The sequence below is a fragment of the Devosia ginsengisoli genome (assembly GCF_007859655.1).
Taxonomy (GTDB): Bacteria; Pseudomonadota; Alphaproteobacteria; order Rhizobiales; family Devosiaceae; genus Devosia; species Devosia ginsengisoli.
The window spans coordinates 819,097-836,978 of the sequence record NZ_CP042304.1 but is presented as its reverse complement, the minus strand read 5'-3'; the positions used below and the strand labels follow the sequence as shown (position 1 = coordinate 836,978).

The window sequence follows — 17,882 nt, the reverse complement described above, 5'->3', positions numbered from 1 at the left end:
GCATCTCCAGGTCAGGCAGCGACACGGGCCGGGGCGGCGGCGACTTCGCAGCGGTCGAAACCGGCGGCCAGCAATTGCTCGCGTGACCGGGCGACCGAAGCCAGGTCGTCGTCATCGCCGGCAACCAGCACGAGGCGTCCTTCGAGGTCGTAGAACATGGGCAGGGTGGAGGCGCTGCCGACGCGGCCGGTCATCAGCACCACGACTTCGTAGATATCGCCAAGCGCCTCGACCAGGGTCAGCGGCTTGGTGGAGTCGCGGTCGATAATGGTCCCCTGCCCCCACGCGACTTCGGCAAAGCTGTTATCGGCCGATTTCTGCACCACGTCGCCAAAGCTGGCCGTGCCGGTGCTGAGATCGGACAGGCCGGGTTCGTCGCCCGCCTGGGCGCTGCCGGCATCGATCAGGGCCACGCTGAGGCCACGGGCCAGCGCATCGGCCACCAGTTCTTCGGCGAGGGCAGCGCAGTCGGCGCTGTCGCTATGCGCGGCGAGGATGAGCAGATGAGTGCGGCCGAGCACCAGATCGGAGGAGAGCGACGCCAAGCCAATGACTCCTGGCAGGCTATCGGGGACCGGCGCGGCAGCGGGTTCGTGGACCGGTGCCGGTTCGGCAGGGGTCACGTCCTCGGTCGTGCCGAAGCGGGCCAGCGACTCGACCAGATGTTCGAGTTCGGCGGGATCGGGGACAGGCGCGAGCGGTTCGGCGGGCATGACCGGTGGCACTTCGGCCATTTCGGGTTCGGGCTCGAACTGGGGTTCGGGTTCCAGGTCGGGCTCGAATGCCACCTCGAAATCCTCATCCGGCGCCGGTTCGAGCATGGCGCGATCTGATGGCTCTTCCCAGCGCTGTTCGGGCTCGAGCTCGGCTTCGATGAAGGGCACTTCGTCGAGCTCGTCCTGGGGACGCTCGGGCTCCCGCAGCGGCACGATGGCGCGGCCGGACATCAGCTCGCCGAAGATGATGATGCCGAGCTGGGTCGCCAGCGCCACGATGCCGACGGCCAAGAGGATAAGCGCGGTCTTGGGCGAGGCCGGCGAAACCGCCGGGGCGGCGACGCTGACGACGCGCACATCGGGCAGAGCGGAATTGGATTCGGTGCGCGACATGGCTTCGCTGTAGCGCTGCAGGTAGCCTTCGAGCAGGTCGCGCTGGGCCTTGGCCTCGCGTTCGAGGCCATCGAGGGTGACGGTATCCTGCGTGGCTGTCGAGGCGGAGGATTTGGCGCGGGTCAGGTCGGCCTGCAGGGAGGTTTCGAGGTCGGCCTCGATCTGCGCCTCGGCTTCGAGCGCATCGGCGACACGGCGACCTTCGAGGGTGATCTGGTTGTTCAGCTCGGCGATCTGGGCGGTCAGCGCCAGGATGGTCGGATGATTGCTGAGCAGAGTGGCCGCGCGCTGGGCCTTTTCGCCCTGCAGGCGGGCCTTTTCCTGGCTGAGCTGCTGGATAACCACGGATTCGCGGACATCGGCCACGCCATCGATGGGCTGGCCCTGCTCGATCAGGCCGCGAATGAGGGCGGCGCGAGACAGGGCGGTGTTCTTGCGCTCCTGGGCGGCCGTGATCTGCGTGGCAATGGTGGAGAGCCGCTGGTCGGCCAGGCTGGTATTGTTGGTGCCGATGAAGAGGTCGTTATCGACCTTGAAATTGGCGACGGCCGTCTCGGCCGCGGTGACCGAGACGCGAAGCTTGGCGATCTCGTCCGCCAGCCAGCCGGACGCCTCGGCGGTATCGGACAGCGAGAGTTGGGTGCGGCGCGCAACGTGGGCGCTGGCGACGGCATTGGCGACATCGGCGGCAAGCTGCGGGCTGGTGGAGCGCACCAGCACCGAAATGATACGGGAGTCGCGCTCCTGAATGACGGTCAGGCGATCGTAGAGCGTATTGAGGACGACTTCGTCGACGCTGACCGGCGCGGCCTTGCGGCCGAGCAGTTGCGAGACGATGGCGATGGGCGAAAAGCCGCCGCCCCCTGCCCCGTTGAACTCCGGAACCGAGCGCAGATCGAGTTTGTCGATGACGTTCAGCAGCGTGTCGCGTGACTTGATCAGTTCGATCTGGCTGGACACCACGCCGGCATCGGCGCTCGGGGAGGTCGGCACCTGTTCGCCGGGCGAGCGGAAATAGATGTTGCTGCGCGGCTCGACCAGGATGGAGGCGGACGATTCATAAAGGCGCGGCATGAACATGACGACGGCAAAGGTTGCCGCCAGCAGGCCCACCGTCACGATGGCGATGCGCGGCAGGCGCCTGAACACGACGCCAAGCACCGCGCCGACATCGATCCGGGCATCACGCACCATCTGCGACTCAAACGTCATCGCCACCCCTCTTTCCTGCGCCGTCTTATCGCCTCATCGTGGTAATCAATCCGTTAACCCATTTGCAGATCGCAAGAATACCATGGCCGCGGAAGGACTTTGTTAACCACGATCGCGCGACATTGCGGTGCACTGAATGACCCGGGATTCTCATGCGCTGGCTGCCTGTCCTCACGATCGCGCTAATGCTGCCGCTGGCGGGATGCGCCACAACGCGCCCGGCGACCTATCTGGTCGAGACCAAGGGGCCGTATCAGCTCGACACCGGCGACACGGTGCGGGTGACCGTTTATGGCGACACTGAACTGAGCGACACCTATCGCATCGATGATAGCGGTTCGATCGCCTTCCCGCTGGTGGGGCCGGTGCAGGTGCGCGGCGTCACCACGACCATGGCCGCCAGCCGGCTGGCCGGGGCCTTGGCCAATGGCTATATGCGCAATCCCGATGTGGCGGTGGAAGTGGCGGAATACCGGCCCTTCTTCATCCAGGGGGAGGTGCAGAATGCCGGGCAGTTCCAATATGTCTACGGCATGACCGTGCGGGCGGCGATCAGCACGTCGGGCGGGTTCTCCGATACGGCGGACCGCAATCGTGCCGTGGTCTATCGCCGCCAGGGCAACGAGATGGTCAAGGGCAATGTCGATCTCGATTTCCCCATCTATCCGGGCGATACGATCGTCATTCTCGAACGCTGGTTCTAATGGCCAAACCACTGCGTATCCTGCAGGTGATGCGGGCACCGGTGGGAGGGCTGTTCCGCCATGTGGCGGACCTGACACGGGCCTTGGCGGCCAATGGCCACGCTGTGGGCCTGGTGGTCGATAGCCTGGCCAACGACGCGCAGACCGAAAGCAAGCTGGCCGAATTGCTGCCGCATGCGAGCCTGGGCATCCACCGCTTTGCCATGCCCCGCGTGCTGGGCGGGGGCGATCTCAAGACGCCGTTCGCGGTGCGCAAGCTGGCCCGCTCGCTTGATATCGATGTGATGCATGGGCATGGGGCCAAGGGCGGGTTTTACGCCCGGCTGGCGCTGCTGGGCGGCGGCAAGGCGGTGGCGCTCTATACGCCGCATGGCGGGGTGTTGCATTTTTCACGGTCTTCGCTGTCCGGGCGGGTGTTCCACCTGCTGGAGCGCTGGCTGATGGCGCGAACCGGGGCGGTCGTCTTCGAGAGCGCCTATGCACAGGCCACCTATGCGGCGCTGATCGGGGCGCCCACCTGCCCCACCGAGGTGATCCATAACGGCCTGGCGCCGGACGAATTCGTTCCGATGGTACCGGAGCCGGATGCGGCGGATTTCGTGTTTGTCGGCGAATTGCGGGAGCTCAAGGGCATTCATGTGCTGGCCGAGGCGCTGGTTGGGGTGAAGCGCGCCGACGGGACGCCGGCCAATCTGGTGATGGCAGGCGACGGGCCCAGCCGGGGCGAATTCGAGGCGCAGATTGCCCGACTGGGGCTGGGCGAACGCATCACGCTGCTGGGGGCGCAGCCGGCGCGGCCGACCTTTGCCAGGGGGCGCATTGCGGTGGTGCCGTCGCTGGCGGAGTCCCTGCCCTATGTGGTGCTGGAAGCGGCAGCGGCGCGGCTGCCTGTGATCACCACCAATGTCGGCGGGATTCCCGAGATTTTCGGGCCGACTGCGGCAAGCCTGGTGCCATCAGGTGACGCCGTGGCACTGGGTGCGGCGATGCAGGGCGTGTTGGACGATCCCGACGCGGCGGAGGCGGAGATGCTGGCGCGTCTTGCCCATATCGAAAGCCGGTTTTCACTGGCCACGATGACCGACGGGATCGAGGCGCTCTACCAGGCCGTATTGGCGCGAGGTTGAGGCTTCAACTTCATCTGATATAAACCCATTGAGCCGATAGTGCCGGGAGAGTTCTGTTCCGGTAGCGTCCCATGTATCGAGTTGACCCCAAGCAGGCCGTGCTGGAGCACGTATCCAAGCAAAGCGCCGCAGGCGAAGCGGGGCGCTCGCTTTCCGATCAGGCCGAGGCCATTATCGCCGCTCCGGTGGAGCGCGGTATTTCGGGCGCCGTCGTAGTCGGGGTGGCGCAGGTGGTCGAGGCCGTGCTGCTGGCGACTTTGGGCTACGGCATTTACGAATATTACGTGGAGCTGGGGCAGCCGGCCTTCTATGTCCCGGTGATCCTGGCCGCGTGCCTGATGGCCAATGTGCTGTTCAACGCGGCGCGCACGCATCGTATCGCGGCGTATCGCACCGTGTTCAACCAGATTGGCCGCACGCTGGTCGCCTGGACGCTGGTGATGACGCTGCTGACGGTCGGCATCTTCTTTTTCAAGGCGGGGGACCTGTTCTCGCGCGTCTGGCTGATCAGCTGGTATATTGGCGGGGCGGCACTGCTGATCGGGTTCCGCCTGGGCCTGCGGGCGCTGGTGCAGCACTGGACGGCGGCAGGACGGCTGCGGCGGCGCACTGTCATCGTCGGTGGCGGCAAGGATGCCGAAGTGCTGATCGAGCAGATCGGCGCCAGCGCCAGCAATGACATCTTGCTGCTGGGCCTGTTCGACGACCGGATCGATGACCGTTCGCCCGACATGGTGGCGGGCTATGCCAAGCTGGGCAAGGTGGCCGACCTCATCGAATTCGCACGACGCACACCTGTCGACCTGGTGATGGTGTCGATGCCGCTTTCGGCGGAAAAGCGCGTGCTGGATATGCTGACCCAGCTCTGGGTGCTGCCTGTCGATATCCGCCTGTCGGCGCATATGAGCAAGCTCAAATTCACCAACAAGGCCTATTCCTATGTCGGCGATATCGCCGTGTTCGACATGGCCGACCGGCCGATTTCGGACTGGAACCTGGTCTTCAAATGGGTGTTCGACAAGGTGGTGGCACTGACGGCGCTGATCCTGCTGTCGCCGGTGATGATCGTCACGGCCATCGCCATCAAGCTCGAAAGCAAGGGGCCGGTGTTCTTCCGGCAGAACCGGCACGGCTTCAACAACGAGCTGATCAAGATCTACAAATTCCGCTCGATGCGGACCGAAACGCTGGACCACAATGCCGTCAAACAGGTGACCAAGGGCGATCCGCGCGTCACCAAGGTCGGCAAGTTCATCCGCAAGACGTCCATCGACGAGCTGCCGCAACTGTTCAACGTGCTTAAGGGCGAGCTGTCGATTGTCGGGCCACGGCCGCATGCGCTGCAGGCCAAGGCCGACAACCTGCTCTATTACGAAGCGGTGGAAGGCTATTTCGCCCGCCATCGGGTGAAGCCGGGCATGACGGGCTGGGCACAAGTCAATGGCTGGCGCGGGGAAACCGACACGATCGAAAAGATCATGCAGCGGGTGAACCACGACCTCTACTATATCGAGCACTGGTCGATCCTGTTCGATCTCTACATCGTGGTGATGACGCCGGTCTCGCTCGTGGCCAAGAACGAGAATGCCTATTGAGCGCCACCGGAACCCTTGAGGGCGGACATTCCGGGGCCGGGTCCAATGGACTCGGCCTTGCCGTCATCCGCGCGCGCGCCATGCGCCTGCTCGATGTCATGGTGGCGGTGTGGATCTTTACCGGCGGGCTGGTGCTGTTCGAGCCCTCGCCGTACGAGCTGACCTTTCTCGTCGTGCTGCCGCTGGCCTTTGTGGCCGGGCTGGGGCTCTATCGGTCGACCTTCGGGCTGCTGGCCATTCTCATCGGCTTCACGCCCTTCGCGCTGATCGCATGCTTCCAGGTGCGGTTCACTGACATCACCGATGCGCTGATCTTTTCCATCGTCACCATCTTCCTGCTGCTGACGACGTATTTCATCGCCAATTACGTGGCCGAGGCGACCGAAAGGCGCATGCGGCTGGTGATGAATGCCTATACGGCGACCGCCGTGATTTCAGCGCTGGTGGGAACGCTGGCCTATCTCGGCATCATGCCGGGGGCTGATATCTTCCTGCGCTATGGCCGGGCCAAGGCCGCCTTCAACGATCCCAATGTGTTCGGCCCCTTCCTGGTGCTGCCGGCCATGTATGCGCTGCAGCGGGTCCTGCTGAGTTCGGGGCGCAGCGCGATCATTGCCGCCCTCATCTACCTGGTGCTGTTCGTGGGCGTGTTCGTCAGCTTCTCGCGCGCTGCGTGGGGGCATTTCGCGCTGTCGTCGCTGATTGTGCTGGTGCTGTGCTTCTGGCTGGAGGCGGCAGCGCGCGACAAGGTCCGCATCATGATCATGTCGCTGGTGGGCGCGGCCATGCTTGTCGTGGCGCTGGCGGGGCTGCTGAGCATTCCCTCGGTGGCCGACCTGTTCGAGACCCGCGCCGCCGGACAGAACTACGATTCAGGGGAAACCGGCCGTTTCGGCCGCCAGGGCTATGCGTTCGAACTGGCGCTGGACCATCCACTGGGCATCGGGCCGAGCGAATTCCACAACCTGCGCATTATCGAGGAGCCGCATAACGTCTATGTCTCGGTGCTGCATGTCTATGGCTGGGGCGGCGGGGCGTTTTACTACCTGCTGGTCATCCTGACGCTGTGGCGCGGCATTGCGGCGCTGACCCGCCCCTCCCCCTATCGCCTGATGATGATCCCGCTGGTGGCGACCTTCACCATGCTGGTCGGCGAATCGGCGATCATCGATTCCGACCATTGGCGGCACTATTATCTGGTGGCCGGGCTGATCTGGGGCATTGCCAGCGCCATCGGCAATGACGCCCGCGCCTCGGCGCCACGGGAGCGGATGCTGATCTAGGACGGGTGTCGGCCGGCCGCATGGTTCGACAAGCTCACCGTGAGGTCTCCAGGGTAGCGTTACGGCCAGAGAGAGCCGCGCAGGTAGCGCTCGGCGAGCTGGGCCGTGCCATCGGCAAAGCCGTTCATATGCTGCTGGGCAAGGTTGGTTTCGGCATGCGAGCCGATCCAGGCCAGCAGCGCCATGCGGCGCAGCATGACCATGGCGTCGATGGCGGCGATATCCTCGGCGCCCAGCTGACGCACGGACTGGTAGCCCTTGAGCCAGGCCGCCTTGAGCACGGGAATGGCCGGGCTGGTCTCGTAGAACGAGATGGCGGCGGCAAAGTCGTAGGCGAACCAGCAGAAGCCGCAATCATCGAAGTCGATCAGCGTGAGCTTGTCGCCATCGACCAGCAGATTGCCCAGGCGCATATCGGCATGGATCAGGCCGTAGCGGTCGGGGCTGGTGCCATAGGCGGCCAGGCGCAACCAGAGGGCGGAATCCAGCCGGTCGAGCACTGGCCTGTTGTTGCGGTTGACGCCGGGGGCAATGCGCCAGTCGCCCCATAGGCCATCGGAATCCAGAATGGTCGCGGCCTGCCAGACCTGCCGCTCGAAACCGGGCGGGCGCTGCCAGGTGGTGACATGGTTGTGCATCGTGGCGGCGTAGATACCGAGCGTGCCGAACAGGTCGTCCAGCTTGCCCTCGGGCTGCGGCTCGCTGCCGGGGATGTGGCGGAACAGCACGGCCAGTCGCTCACCATCATCTGTGCCGAAACGCTGCAGCATCTGGCCATCGCGACCGGGGACCGGTTCGGGGATGGGGAGCGACGTATCCTGCCGCAGGGCTTTCAGCCAGGCCAGTTCGCTCTCGATCGAGCCGCGCGACTGATAGCCGGCACGATGGATGCGCAGGGTAAAACTGCCCCGCGCCGGGGTGTCGAGCTGAAAGGTGTGGTTTTCGGAGTGATTGATGAGTCGGGCCTGGGCACCTTCGACTTCATCCCAGCATGCCAGTACGGGCTCTATTTCACGCGCCGTCAGCGGCATGGGCAAGGCTCCAGGCTGGCAGTGCCGCCCGATGCCGGGCGGCGCGAGTTCTGCGAAAAGTGAGAATGGTCGGAGCGGCCGGATTTGAACCGACGACCCTTTGTCCCCCAGACAAATGCGCTACCAGGCTGCGCTACGCCCCGACTGGCCCGTGACATAGACAAGCTCGGCATCTGAGGCAAGAGGCGATTTTGCCCGAAACGGAACCAAACGAAAAATTCAACGCCGATCGTGCCCTAGGCGCGGTCGGCCAGCATCGTCAGCATGGCGGTAACGGCCGTGGCGTAGCCGCGGGCGCCGAGGCCGGCCATGACGGCGTCGGCGCGAATCGACACGTAGGAGCGGTGATAGATCGGCTCGCGCTTATGGATGTTGGAGATGTGGAACTCGATGACAGGGCCTTCGAACATCTTGAGGGCATCGAGGAGGGCCAGCGAGGTGAAGGTGAAGGCGGCGGGATTGATGATGATCCCTGCCCCCTCGTCTATGGCCTCGTGCACAAGATCGATCAGCTTTTCCTCGCTGTTGGTCTGGTGGAACACGATGGGCCGGTCGCCGGCGGTGGCGCGGCAAATCTGCTCGACCTCATCAAGCGTGGTGGCGCCGTAGATGGACGGCTCGCGCTTGCCCAGCCGGTTGAGGTTGGGGCCGTTAAGGACATAGATCGGCTTCATAGGCCACCACCGCCATAGCCGAACATCCGGGGCAGCCAGAGCACCGTTTCGGGCACGAAGGTGAAGAGGATCAGCGCCAGGACCAGCCCGCCGAGGAATGGCAGGACGTCACCGACAATGGCCTTCATCGGGGCGCCGGATATGCGGGTCATGATGAAGAGCAGCAGGCCATAGGGCGGCGTCACCAGGCCCAGCATGATGTTGACCACCACAACCACCCCGAAATGCACCATGTCGATGCCCAGCGCCGAGGCGGTGGGGATCAGCACCGGCACGATGACCAGCAGGATGGTGGTGCCTTCGAGCACGCAGCCCAGGATCAGCAGCAGGATATTGACCGCGATCAGGAAGGTGATCGGGTTGAGATCCCAGGAGAGCAGGATGGCGCTGAGGCTGTGCGGGATGTTCTCGATGGTGACGACATAGTTGAACACCAGCGCGCCGGCGATCAGCATGCCGATGGAGGCGGTGGTCTTGGCTGATGTCAGCAGCGCGGCATAGAGGTCGGGCAGCCTGACGCTGCGATAGACGACGATGGAAACGACCAGCGCATAGAAGGCAGCGACGGCGGCGGCCTCGGTCGGCGTGGTGATGCCGCCATAGATGCCGTACATCAGCACGATCGGCATGAAGAGCACCGGCAAAGCATGCCAGGTCATCTTGGGCAGTTGGCGCAGGGGGACCGGCTTTTCGACCGGGAAGTTGCGCGTGCGGGCGGTGACGGCGACCTGGATCATCATGACGCCGGCCATGAGCAGGCCCGGCACGACACCGGCCAGGAACAGGTAGCCGATGGAGGCATCGGCAATCAGCGCGTAGAGCACCATGGGGATGGAGGGCGGAATGATCGGCCCGATCACGGCAGTGACGGCGGTCAGCGCGGCGGCGTAGCTGGGCGTATATTTGCCGTCCTGCGTCATCATGTGCTGCATCATCTTGCCCGAGCCGGCGGCATCGGCGATGGCTGAGCCGGACATGCCGGCAAAGACGATGGATTGCAGGATATTGACCTGGGCCAGGCCGCCACGGAAGCGGCCGACAACGGCATCGCACCAGCGCAGCAGGCGCTCGGACAGGGTGCCCGAATTCATGATCTCGGCGGCGAGAATGAAGAGCGGCACGGCCAGCATGATGTAGTTGGAATACATGCCGTTGAGGAACTGCTCGGCAACGATGCCCATGTCCTGCCCGCGCATCAGCAGGTAGAGCACGGAAGCGCAGATCATGGAGAGGCCCATGGGCAGGCCGAACACCGACAGCACGATGATCAGCCCGAGGGCGAGAGTGAAAGCGGTGGAGAGGATCATATGCCGGAGCTCGCCTTGGTCGGATCGAACGCTTCGGGGCCCTTGCCCCAGATAGCCTGGCAGCCGAGCCAGAACTGGCGGACGATGGTGGCCACCGCGAAGATGGCGTAAATGGAATAGAGCCAGTCGAACCGGATCTTGAGATAGGCGGTCTTCTCGACCTTCATGAACAGCACGTAGTCGATGACCGCGGGCAGCGAGATGGCGAAGAAGAAGATGAGCGTGATGGCCGTGATCGCCACCATAGCCCGCCGCCAGCGGTCGCTGACTGCCGAATAGACGATGTCGAAGCGGATTTCCTCGCTGTCGCGCACCACGAAGGCAGTACCGAACAGGACCATCCACAACCACATGATGACGCTGATTTCATGCGTCCAGCCAATGGGCAGGTTGAGGATGTAGCGGAAGACGATCTGCAGGATGAACACCGAAAACATAACGGCGAGCATGGCTGCGAGGATGTTTTCAGCGCGGGCATGGAACCACGCGCCGAGGCCGGCAAGTCGGGAATTCATCAGCAGTCTCCGAGGCAGGTACGGCGGCACCGCAAACCGGTACCGCCGCATGCGGAGTTCAGTCTAGAGGGCGTTGATGCGGTCGATCACGCCTTCCGGCCAGTCCTTGGCCAGGTCGGAGTCCAGGTACATCTGCTGGGCATGGGCGCGGAAGGCATCCAGGTCCGGCTCATAGATGTTGAGGCCGACGGTCTTGAACTGCTCGAGCAGCTCGGCTTCGCGATCGAGATGTGCCTGCTGGCTGAAGTCGATGGCTGCCGTGGCGGCGGCCTGCACCTTTTCCTGCTGTTCGGGCGTCATGGCATTCCAGGCATCGCCGGAAATGACCAGGAGGTCATAGCCCACCAGATGCGAGGTCAGCACGATCTGGTCCATCACTTCGTAGAACTTCATGTTCTCGACGTTGGGGAGCGGATTGTCCTGGCCGTCGATGGCGCCGGTCTGCAGGCCGGTATAGACCTCGGCATAGGCCATCGGCGTGGGATTGGCGCCCAGCGCCTCGCCCAGGAACTGCCAGGCATCGCCACCGGGCATACGCAGCTTGATGCCGGCCATGTCCGCCGGAGTCTTGATTTCCTTGTCGATGCGCAGGCCGACCTGGCGGGCGCCGAAATAGGTCGGGCCCAGAATGTGGATGCCGAGCTGGTCTTCGGCCATCTGCTTGAATTCAGCCCCGACATCGCTGTCGAAGAAGGTGCGCAGATGGGCGGCGTCGCGGAACAGGTAGGCCGAGGTCAGCACCGACCAGGCCGGGATCTGGTTGGACACGTCCTGCGGGGCGATATTGCCCATTTCCAGGTTCCCGCGCTGCAAGGCCACCAGTTCGGTGCCCTGCTTGAAGAGATTGCCGCCATAATAGGGCTCGAGGGTGAAATCCTCGATGATCTGGCCGGCGAACAGGTCCATCATCTCGGCGCGAATATCCTCGGCCGAGAACACCGCCGAAAACCGCAGCACGGGCTTGTCCTGTGCCATGGCGGGCATCGCAGCCGCCAGCATCAGGCCACCAAGCAGCACCGCGCGGCGCGTGAATCCAAAACGCATTGTCATCCTCCCATTTGTGCCCGCAGCAAGCGGGCCATCCTCACCGGACGCACGGCCGTATCACCGTCGTTTTCCGTCCCGACGCACAATGTACGAAATAGTTCGTTCAAGTCAATGGCACGTTTCCCACTGGTGGAAAACTAGCGGCCCGTTTTCCGTTTGTCATGTGTTTTTTAATTCATCTGATATTTTCTGATTGCTTTGACGTCAGGCGTTTCCTTGGGTAAAAGCCGGTGACGGAGGCAGAATTGGCAGACGACAGACAGCTCACAGACGAAGGCATTGGCGATATCGCCTTCCGGCGGATTCGGGACGACATCATTGCCGGCGCCCTGCCGCCCGGCAAAAAGCTCAAGCTCGATCTCGCTGAAAACCCGCTATGGCGCCAGCGTCAGCACGCTGCGGGAGATTCTCAATCGGCTGGCCAGCGAACAGTTCGTGGTGGCCGAGGGGCAGCGCGGCTTCGAGGTGGCTCCGGCAACGGCGGAAAACCTGCTCGAGGTGGCCGATTTGCGCCTGCTGCTCGAAAGCCACGCCATCAGGCTTTCGCTGCAAACCGGCGATCTCGACTGGGAGGGGCGCGTGGTAGCGGCCCACCACAAGCTGAGCGTGGTCGAGGCGCAGTTATTGGCCGGCGAGATCGATCGTACGGCGCAGTGGGTGCGGTACGACTTTGCTTTCCACAATGCGCTGATCTCGGCCTGCGGCTCGCGCACGCTGCTCGACCTGCATGCCTCGGTGTTCGACCGCTTCATCCGCTACCACATGCTGGCAGCCAGTTTTCGCGGCTCGGCGGTGATGGACGACCACCGGGCGCTGTTCGACCTGGCCATGCGGCGCGATGCCGAAGGCATTGTCGGCAAGCTGACGGGGCATATCAGGAGTGGCGTCGATTACGTGCTGAGCACCGGGCGAATCTAGGTCGATTCGCTCGCGACCTCACCAATCGTCGGCAGATGACCGGATCATGGCACGCCCATATAGGATCGCAAGCTTCGGGTGCGATCGGCGAACATGCTGGCCACGCAGGCGGGGTAATCCAGCACCTGCCCCTCGCGGCCGAGATCGCCATTGGCGTAGAAGATGCAAGCGAAGGTGCTGAACGTCGTCCAGGCATCCTGTTCGTTGATCAGGTCGCGGCGGGTCTGGCCCGTGCTGCCGTCGAGCAGCTGTTTCCAGGTGTTGTCCAGAAGCTGCCGCTCGCGCGCCATATAGTCCAGACCGCACTGTTCCCATTCAAAGTTCGAGCCGTCGCTGCCTTCGAGACATTGCGCGTAGAGCGCATGGGCACCGGCCGGGGCCGCCAGGGCCGGCGCGGGCGCAGACAGCAGCGCAGCAGCGAGACAGGCCGCCCGGATACTCAAAGCCGGGCGCTCACTGGTCATGGCAGATCGCGATCGGGCGCCGGTCCAGGTGGAAGCTCATGGTCGGGGTCGTCTCGTCGCCCAGCGCGCGCCCGGCCTCGTTGCAGGAATCCCCCAGAACGCCGATCGAACCGGCGTCATCCAGTATTTCCAGGGTGATCCCATCCGAGCCATCAATGGTCAGGTCGAAGCCGACATCGGCGCACCAGTCGGCGACCCCGCAGATAAAACGCCCGTCATATGGCGAGCAGGTGAAGCGCTGGCCCCAGATCGGGCCGTCGACCGCATCATCGGCGTAAGCCGCGGTCAGGGTCACCGGGACATCGTCCGGACCGGCGGGTTCCCGCGTCACCGATCCATCGGCCGGGAAGCTGCCGTCGCCGTCGCGTTGTGGATCGCGGGGGCGGAGCATCAGGGCAACGATGTCGGATGGCGGGTGCAAGCGGGCGCCGCCCGGACTGCCGGCCGTAAAGCATGCCCCGGCCAGTGTTGCCCCCTGCGCCCCGCTCGGAAGGGCCTCTTGTGCCAGCGGCTGCCCGCAGACGATCAAGGCGAGCGGCAGAGCGAGACAGGCCTGCCGCGGCAGCCATATGGCGGGATTCATCACGCCTCCAGTCCATGGCCGTTGCCATGTCAATCGTGCCCCGGCTTGAGCTTAGCCGCCGTAGCAAAATAGCGCTTGGACTGGGGCGAAGTGGCCACTGGCCGGGAGCGAACCCGAAAGCGCGCGGTTACGCTTTGACCGCGGCGCTGAAACTCGCAGTCATGGCGACGGGGTCAGGTTGGCGGCCGCTGAACAGCTCGAAGGCCCGTACCGCCTGATAGACGGCCATGCCGCCGCCTGACAGCACGGAGCAGCCGAGCGCGCGGGCGTGGCGGACTAGTTCGGTTTCCAGCGGAAAATAGACCACATCGGCGACCCAGTGCCGGCTTTCGAGCAAAGCGGCGTCTATGGGCAGGCCGGGATGCCTGGTCATGCCGACCGGCGTGGCGTTGACGATGCCGTCGGCCCCTTTTGCGGCACTTGCTACATCAGTCACTGCCTGCGCACTGGCGCCGAGCAGGCGGCGCAGCCGCTCGGCCAGGGCCTCGGCGCGTGGCGCGTCGGTATCGTAGATATCGAGTCGCTCGGCACCGCATTGCAGCAAGGCCTGCGACACGGCGGCGCCTGCTCCGCCGGAGCCGAGTTGCAGCACCCTGCCCCGCGCTACATGCGGCAGGTCGCGGCGGAAACTTTCGGCAAAACCCCAGCAGTCGGTATTGTGACCCACGCTCCGCGCGCCGCCCAGCACAACGGTATTGACCGCGCCGATGGCGGCGGCATCGGGCGCCAGGTCATCGAGCAGCGGCAGGATCGCCTGCTTGAAGGGATAGGTGACGTTCAGTCCGGCAAAGCCGAGGTCTCGCGCTTCGGCCAGGATATCGGGCAGGCTGGTATCGTCGAGCTCGAGCCGGTCGAAATCGATCAGGTGATAGCGATAGTCGAGACCCTGCCTGGCGCCCTCCTGCTCGTGCATCAGCGGCGAGAGCGAGGCGGCAATGCCCCGGCCGACCAGGCCGATGGTGATGCCATCGGGCCTGGGCAGGCGATTGTGCAGGACCGAGACGCGAAAGGACTGCGCGGGCTGGCTGCTGGCGGTGGACAAGGCGAAGTCTCCCTGACAGCCGCCGGCCGGCAGAAAAGCGGCGGCGGCCTTGTCTTTCCCTCGCGGCACAAGGATAAATGCTGCAAGGCGATTTGCGGCAAAATGTACGAACTGGTTAGTTTAGTCAATTGCCGCCGAGGAAGGCGACGACGGCATGAGCACTCCAGTTTCGACATCCCGCACCAAATCCCGGGACGGCACCTCGCGGGTCCAGGACCCCGAGGGCACGAAACAGAACATTATCGAAGTGGCGGCGCAGGAATTCGCGCTCAATGGGCTGTCCGGCGCGCGGATCGACGAAATCGCCGCCAAGACCCGCTCTTCCAAGCGGATGATCTACTATTATTTCGGCAGCAAGGAAGGGCTCTATGTCAGCGCCCTCGAAAACGCCTATCGCCAGGTGCGCGAGGGCGAGGCCAAGCTCGATATCGAAGGCCTGCCGCCGCTGGATGCGCTGAAGCGCCTGGTGGAATTCACCTTCGACCACCATCACCAGCATGAGGAATTCATCCGCATGGTGATGATCGAGAATATCCACCATGGAGAATTTCTCGAGCGGTCTGGGGTGATCCGCGACCTCAATGTCACGGCCATCGGCAGTATCGAGGCGATCTATGCCAAGGGGCTGGCCGATGGCGTGTTCCGCGCCGGACTCGACCCGCTGGAAATCCACTGGCAGATCAGCGCGTTGTGTTTCTTCAACGTGTCCAACCGGGCGACGTTTTCGAAGATTTTCGGCAAGGATGTGGGGAGCCCGGCCTATCAGGAATCGCTGCGGCGGCAGACGGTAGACATGGTGATCCGGTTCGTGGTGAAGGCGGACGAGCTGGGCGGGGTGTGAGCGGCGCCTCGCCACAAACCCCGCGGTGACCCCCTTCTCCCCTTGCGGGAGAAGGTGCCCGAAGGGCGGATGAGGGGGCGCCGCGTTATACGTCGGCATTGAAGCATGGGAGGGAGCCATTCGCGCATAGCGCTCATGGCCTTCTCGCCTAAAATCGCTCCACTGGAGCGATTTTGCCTTCGGCCGGCTCGAAGCCCCTCACCCGTAATTTCCTCTGAACGAGGAAATTACCCCCTCTCCCGCAAGGGGCGAGGGGTGGCTCCACTCTTGGTGCGGGATCTGCACACCATTGCCGGCATCGCACGTTAGCCGCATCAGGGCCCCTTCATTCCTATCTCCTCCACCCTCACCCTACCTCCACCCTATCTCGCCGCTCTGCCCTCCGCTTCCCACTCTGCTCCACCCCTTCCCCGCCCCGCTCCCTCCACCCCTCAGCCACCCTCCTTGCAAATGTACTAACTAGTTCGTACTCTTTGTGCGAACTGGAGGATGCGCCTTGAAAACCTCGATAGCCACCGTGTCGATCAGCGGCGATCTGCGAGAGAAGCTGGAAGCCATTGCGGCGGCAGGGTTCGATGGCGTCGAGATTTTCGAGAACGACTTTCTGGCCTATGACCGCTCGCCGCGCGACGTGGCGGTGATGGTGGCCGATCTCGGACTGACCATTACGCTGTTCCAGCCGTTCCGCGATTTCGAGGGGCTGCCGGAGCCGCAGCGCAGCCAGGCCTTCGAGCGGGCGGAGCGCAAGTTCGACCTGATGGGGGAGCTGGGGACCGAGTTGATGCTGGTCTGTTCCAGCGTGTCGCCACTGGCGCTGGGCGGGATCGATCGTGCCGCTGCGGACCTGCGCGAACTGGGCGAGCGGGCAGCCAAGCGCAATCTCAGGGTCGGCTATGAGGCGCTGGCCTGGGGCCGGCATGTCAATGACCACCGAGACGCCTGGGAGATCGTGCGGCGGGCGGATCACGCCAATATCGGCATCATTGTCGACAGTTTTCACACGCTGGCGCGGGGAATCGACCCCAATTCGATCCGATCTATTCCCGGCGACAAAATCTTCATCGTGCAACTGGCCGATGCGCCTGAAATCGACATGGACCTGCTCTATTGGAGCCGGCATTTCCGCAATATGCCGGGCGAAGGCGATCTCGATGTCACCGACTTCATGCGGGCGGTGGCGGCCACCGGCTATAATGGTCCAATTTCGCTGGAAATCTTCAACGACCAGTTCCGCTCCGGCTCGCCGCGCACCATTGCCGCCGATGGCCATCGCTCGCTGGTCTATCTGATGGATCAGGTGCGCAACAGCGAGCCGGACATTGCCATCGATGTGCCTGTGCTGCCGCCGCGCGTCGATGTGCAGGGGGTAGCTTTTGTCGAATTCGCGGCCGACGAGGCTGAAGCGCAGGTGCTGGCGGGGCATCTGCGCCGGCTCGGCTTCCGGCTGACCGGGCGGCACAAGAGCAAGGCGGTCGAGCGCTTCACGCAGGGTGACATCAATATCGTCATCAATACCGAGCGCGAGGGACTGGCGCATTCGGCCTATCTCACGCATGGCACCTCGGCCTATGCGCTGGGGCTGATGGTGGATGATGCCGCGGCGACGGTGGATCGCGCGCGTGCCCTGGGGGCGCAATTGTTCAGCCAGCGCGTCGGGCCGAACCAGCTCAGCATTCCGGCGATTCGCGGCATTGGTGGCGGGGTGATTTATTTTCTCGACGAGAAGAGCCCGCTGGGTCGGGTGTGGGATATCGAGTTCGAGCCGGTAAGCGATCCCGAGCCAAGCCGGGATGCCGGATTGCGACGGGTAGATCATGTGGCCCAGACGATGAATTACGAGGAGATGCTGACCTGGATCCTGTTCTACCGCTCCATCTTCGTGGCCGAGAAGAGCCCCATGGTCGATGTGGTCGATCCCTCGGGGCTGGTGCGCAGCCAGGTGATCGAGAATGCGGCGGGGTCGCTGCGGCTGACACTCAACGGGGCCGAGAGCCACCGCACGCTGGCCGGGCATTTCATTGCCGAAACCTTCGGCTCCAGCATCCAGCATCTGGCCTTTGCCAGCGACGACATTTTCGCCACGGCGGCGGCGCTGCAGGCCAATGGCATGAAGACGCTGGAGATTTCGCCGAATTATTACAGTGACTTGCAGGCGCGGCTCGGCATTGGCGGGGACCTGCTGGAGCGGCTGCGGGCGGCCAACATCCTCTATGACCGTGACGCGGGCGGGGAATTCTTCCAGCTTTATTCGACCAATGTGGGCGAAGGCTTTTTCTTCGAAGTGGTGCAGCGGGCGGGCGGCTATGGTGGCTATGGCGCGGCCAATGCACCCTTCCGCATCGCGGCGCAGAAGCGCAGCCTTACGCCAGCCACTATGCCGCGGCAGTAGGTCATTTTCGCTTCTTCGCCCCTCTCCCCTTGAGGGAGAGG

Annotated in this window: 15 protein-coding genes, 1 tRNA gene and 1 pseudogene; 7 read left to right on the top strand and 10 right to left on the bottom strand. The window is 63.9% G+C overall.

Annotated features, from left to right (window positions below):
- Window positions 1-11 precede the first annotated feature (11 nt).
- Window positions 12-2,321: a GumC family protein gene (locus FPZ08_RS04070; protein ID WP_146288801.1), complete on the bottom strand. Its 2,310-nt coding sequence runs from the start codon at window positions 2,319-2,321 to the stop codon at window positions 12-14.
- 152 nt (window positions 2,322-2,473) lie between these two features.
- On the opposite strand from FPZ08_RS04070, the gene FPZ08_RS04065 reads away from it, so the two are divergent.
- The 4 genes from FPZ08_RS04065 to FPZ08_RS04050 all read left to right on the top strand — a co-directional run bounded on the left by FPZ08_RS04065 (window position 2,474) and on the right by FPZ08_RS04050 (window position 7,030).
- Window positions 2,474-3,025, top strand: coding sequence for a polysaccharide biosynthesis/export family protein (locus tag FPZ08_RS04065; RefSeq protein ID WP_146288800.1), 552 nt, complete (start codon window positions 2,474-2,476; stop codon window positions 3,023-3,025).
- Complete coding sequence (locus FPZ08_RS04060) at window positions 3,025-4,152, top strand: glycosyltransferase (protein ID WP_146288799.1); 1,128 nt, start codon at window positions 3,025-3,027, stop codon at window positions 4,150-4,152. The genes FPZ08_RS04065 and FPZ08_RS04060 overlap by 1 nt, the downstream gene beginning before the upstream one ends.
- Before the next feature lie 71 nt (window positions 4,153-4,223).
- Entirely contained in the window at window positions 4,224-5,747 is a 1,524-nt protein-coding gene (locus tag FPZ08_RS04055) for an undecaprenyl-phosphate glucose phosphotransferase (RefSeq protein ID WP_146288798.1), read from the top strand.
- Entirely contained in the window at window positions 5,744-7,030 is a 1,287-nt protein-coding gene (locus tag FPZ08_RS04050) for an O-antigen ligase family protein (RefSeq protein WP_146288797.1), read from the top strand. The genes FPZ08_RS04055 and FPZ08_RS04050 overlap by 4 nt, the downstream gene beginning before the upstream one ends.
- Before the next feature lie 59 nt (window positions 7,031-7,089).
- On the opposite strand, the gene FPZ08_RS04045 is transcribed toward FPZ08_RS04050, so the two are convergent.
- The 6 genes from FPZ08_RS04045 to FPZ08_RS04020 all read right to left on the bottom strand — a co-directional run bounded on the left by FPZ08_RS04045 (window position 7,090) and on the right by FPZ08_RS04020 (window position 11,601).
- Entirely contained in the window at window positions 7,090-8,061 is a 972-nt protein-coding gene (locus tag FPZ08_RS04045) for a phosphotransferase enzyme family protein (RefSeq protein ID WP_146288796.1), read from the bottom strand.
- 66 nt (window positions 8,062-8,127) lie between these two features.
- Window positions 8,128-8,204: transfer RNA gene (locus tag FPZ08_RS04040), tRNA-Pro, on the bottom strand.
- Between the two features lie 93 nt (window positions 8,205-8,297).
- Window positions 8,298-8,735: a type II 3-dehydroquinate dehydratase gene (locus FPZ08_RS04035; protein WP_146288795.1), complete on the bottom strand. Its 438-nt coding sequence runs from the start codon at window positions 8,733-8,735 to the stop codon at window positions 8,298-8,300.
- Window positions 8,732-10,042, bottom strand: a complete 1,311-nt coding sequence (locus FPZ08_RS04030; protein WP_146288794.1) for a TRAP transporter large permease — start codon at window positions 10,040-10,042, stop codon at window positions 8,732-8,734. The genes FPZ08_RS04035 and FPZ08_RS04030 overlap by 4 nt, the downstream gene beginning before the upstream one ends.
- Window positions 10,039-10,557, bottom strand: a complete 519-nt coding sequence (locus FPZ08_RS04025; protein ID WP_146288793.1) for a TRAP transporter small permease — start codon at window positions 10,555-10,557, stop codon at window positions 10,039-10,041. Before FPZ08_RS04025 ends, FPZ08_RS04030 begins: the two co-directional genes overlap by 4 nt.
- Before the next feature lie 63 nt (window positions 10,558-10,620).
- Window positions 10,621-11,601 carry a sialic acid TRAP transporter substrate-binding protein SiaP gene (locus tag FPZ08_RS04020; RefSeq protein ID WP_146288792.1) on the bottom strand — a complete coding sequence of 327 codons (981 nt, stop codon included), beginning with the start codon at window positions 11,599-11,601 and terminating at the stop codon, window positions 10,621-10,623.
- Between the two features lie 248 nt (window positions 11,602-11,849).
- On the opposite strand from FPZ08_RS04020, the pseudogene FPZ08_RS04015 reads away from it, so the two are divergent.
- Window positions 11,850-12,522 (top strand): annotated as a pseudogene (locus FPZ08_RS04015) (GntR family transcriptional regulator).
- 44 nt (window positions 12,523-12,566) lie between these two features.
- On the opposite strand, the gene FPZ08_RS04010 reads toward FPZ08_RS04015, so the two are convergent.
- From FPZ08_RS04010 to FPZ08_RS04000, 3 genes are all read right to left on the bottom strand, one after another.
- Window positions 12,567-12,986 (bottom strand): lysozyme inhibitor LprI family protein, encoded by a 420-nt coding sequence (locus tag FPZ08_RS04010; protein ID WP_146288791.1) that lies wholly within the window; start codon window positions 12,984-12,986, stop codon window positions 12,567-12,569.
- Window positions 12,976-13,569 carry a hypothetical protein gene (locus FPZ08_RS04005; protein ID WP_146288790.1) on the bottom strand — a complete coding sequence of 198 codons (594 nt, stop codon included), beginning with the start codon at window positions 13,567-13,569 and terminating at the stop codon, window positions 12,976-12,978. Before FPZ08_RS04005 ends, FPZ08_RS04010 begins: the two co-directional genes overlap by 11 nt.
- A 127-nt stretch (window positions 13,570-13,696) precedes the next feature.
- Window positions 13,697-14,611, bottom strand: coding sequence for a shikimate dehydrogenase (locus FPZ08_RS04000; protein ID WP_342780160.1), 915 nt, complete (start codon window positions 14,609-14,611; stop codon window positions 13,697-13,699).
- A 154-nt stretch (window positions 14,612-14,765) separates the two neighbouring features.
- On the opposite strand from FPZ08_RS04000, the gene FPZ08_RS03995 reads away from it, so the two are divergent.
- A complete protein-coding gene (locus tag FPZ08_RS03995; protein ID WP_146288789.1) occupies window positions 14,766-15,452 on the top strand; it encodes a TetR/AcrR family transcriptional regulator in 687 nt (228 codons plus the stop codon).
- Window positions 15,453-15,948: 496 nt separating this feature from the next.
- Window positions 15,949-17,841, top strand: a complete 1,893-nt coding sequence (locus FPZ08_RS03990; RefSeq protein ID WP_146288788.1) for a bifunctional sugar phosphate isomerase/epimerase/4-hydroxyphenylpyruvate dioxygenase family protein — start codon at window positions 15,949-15,951, stop codon at window positions 17,839-17,841.
- Window positions 17,842-17,882 lie beyond the last annotated feature (41 nt).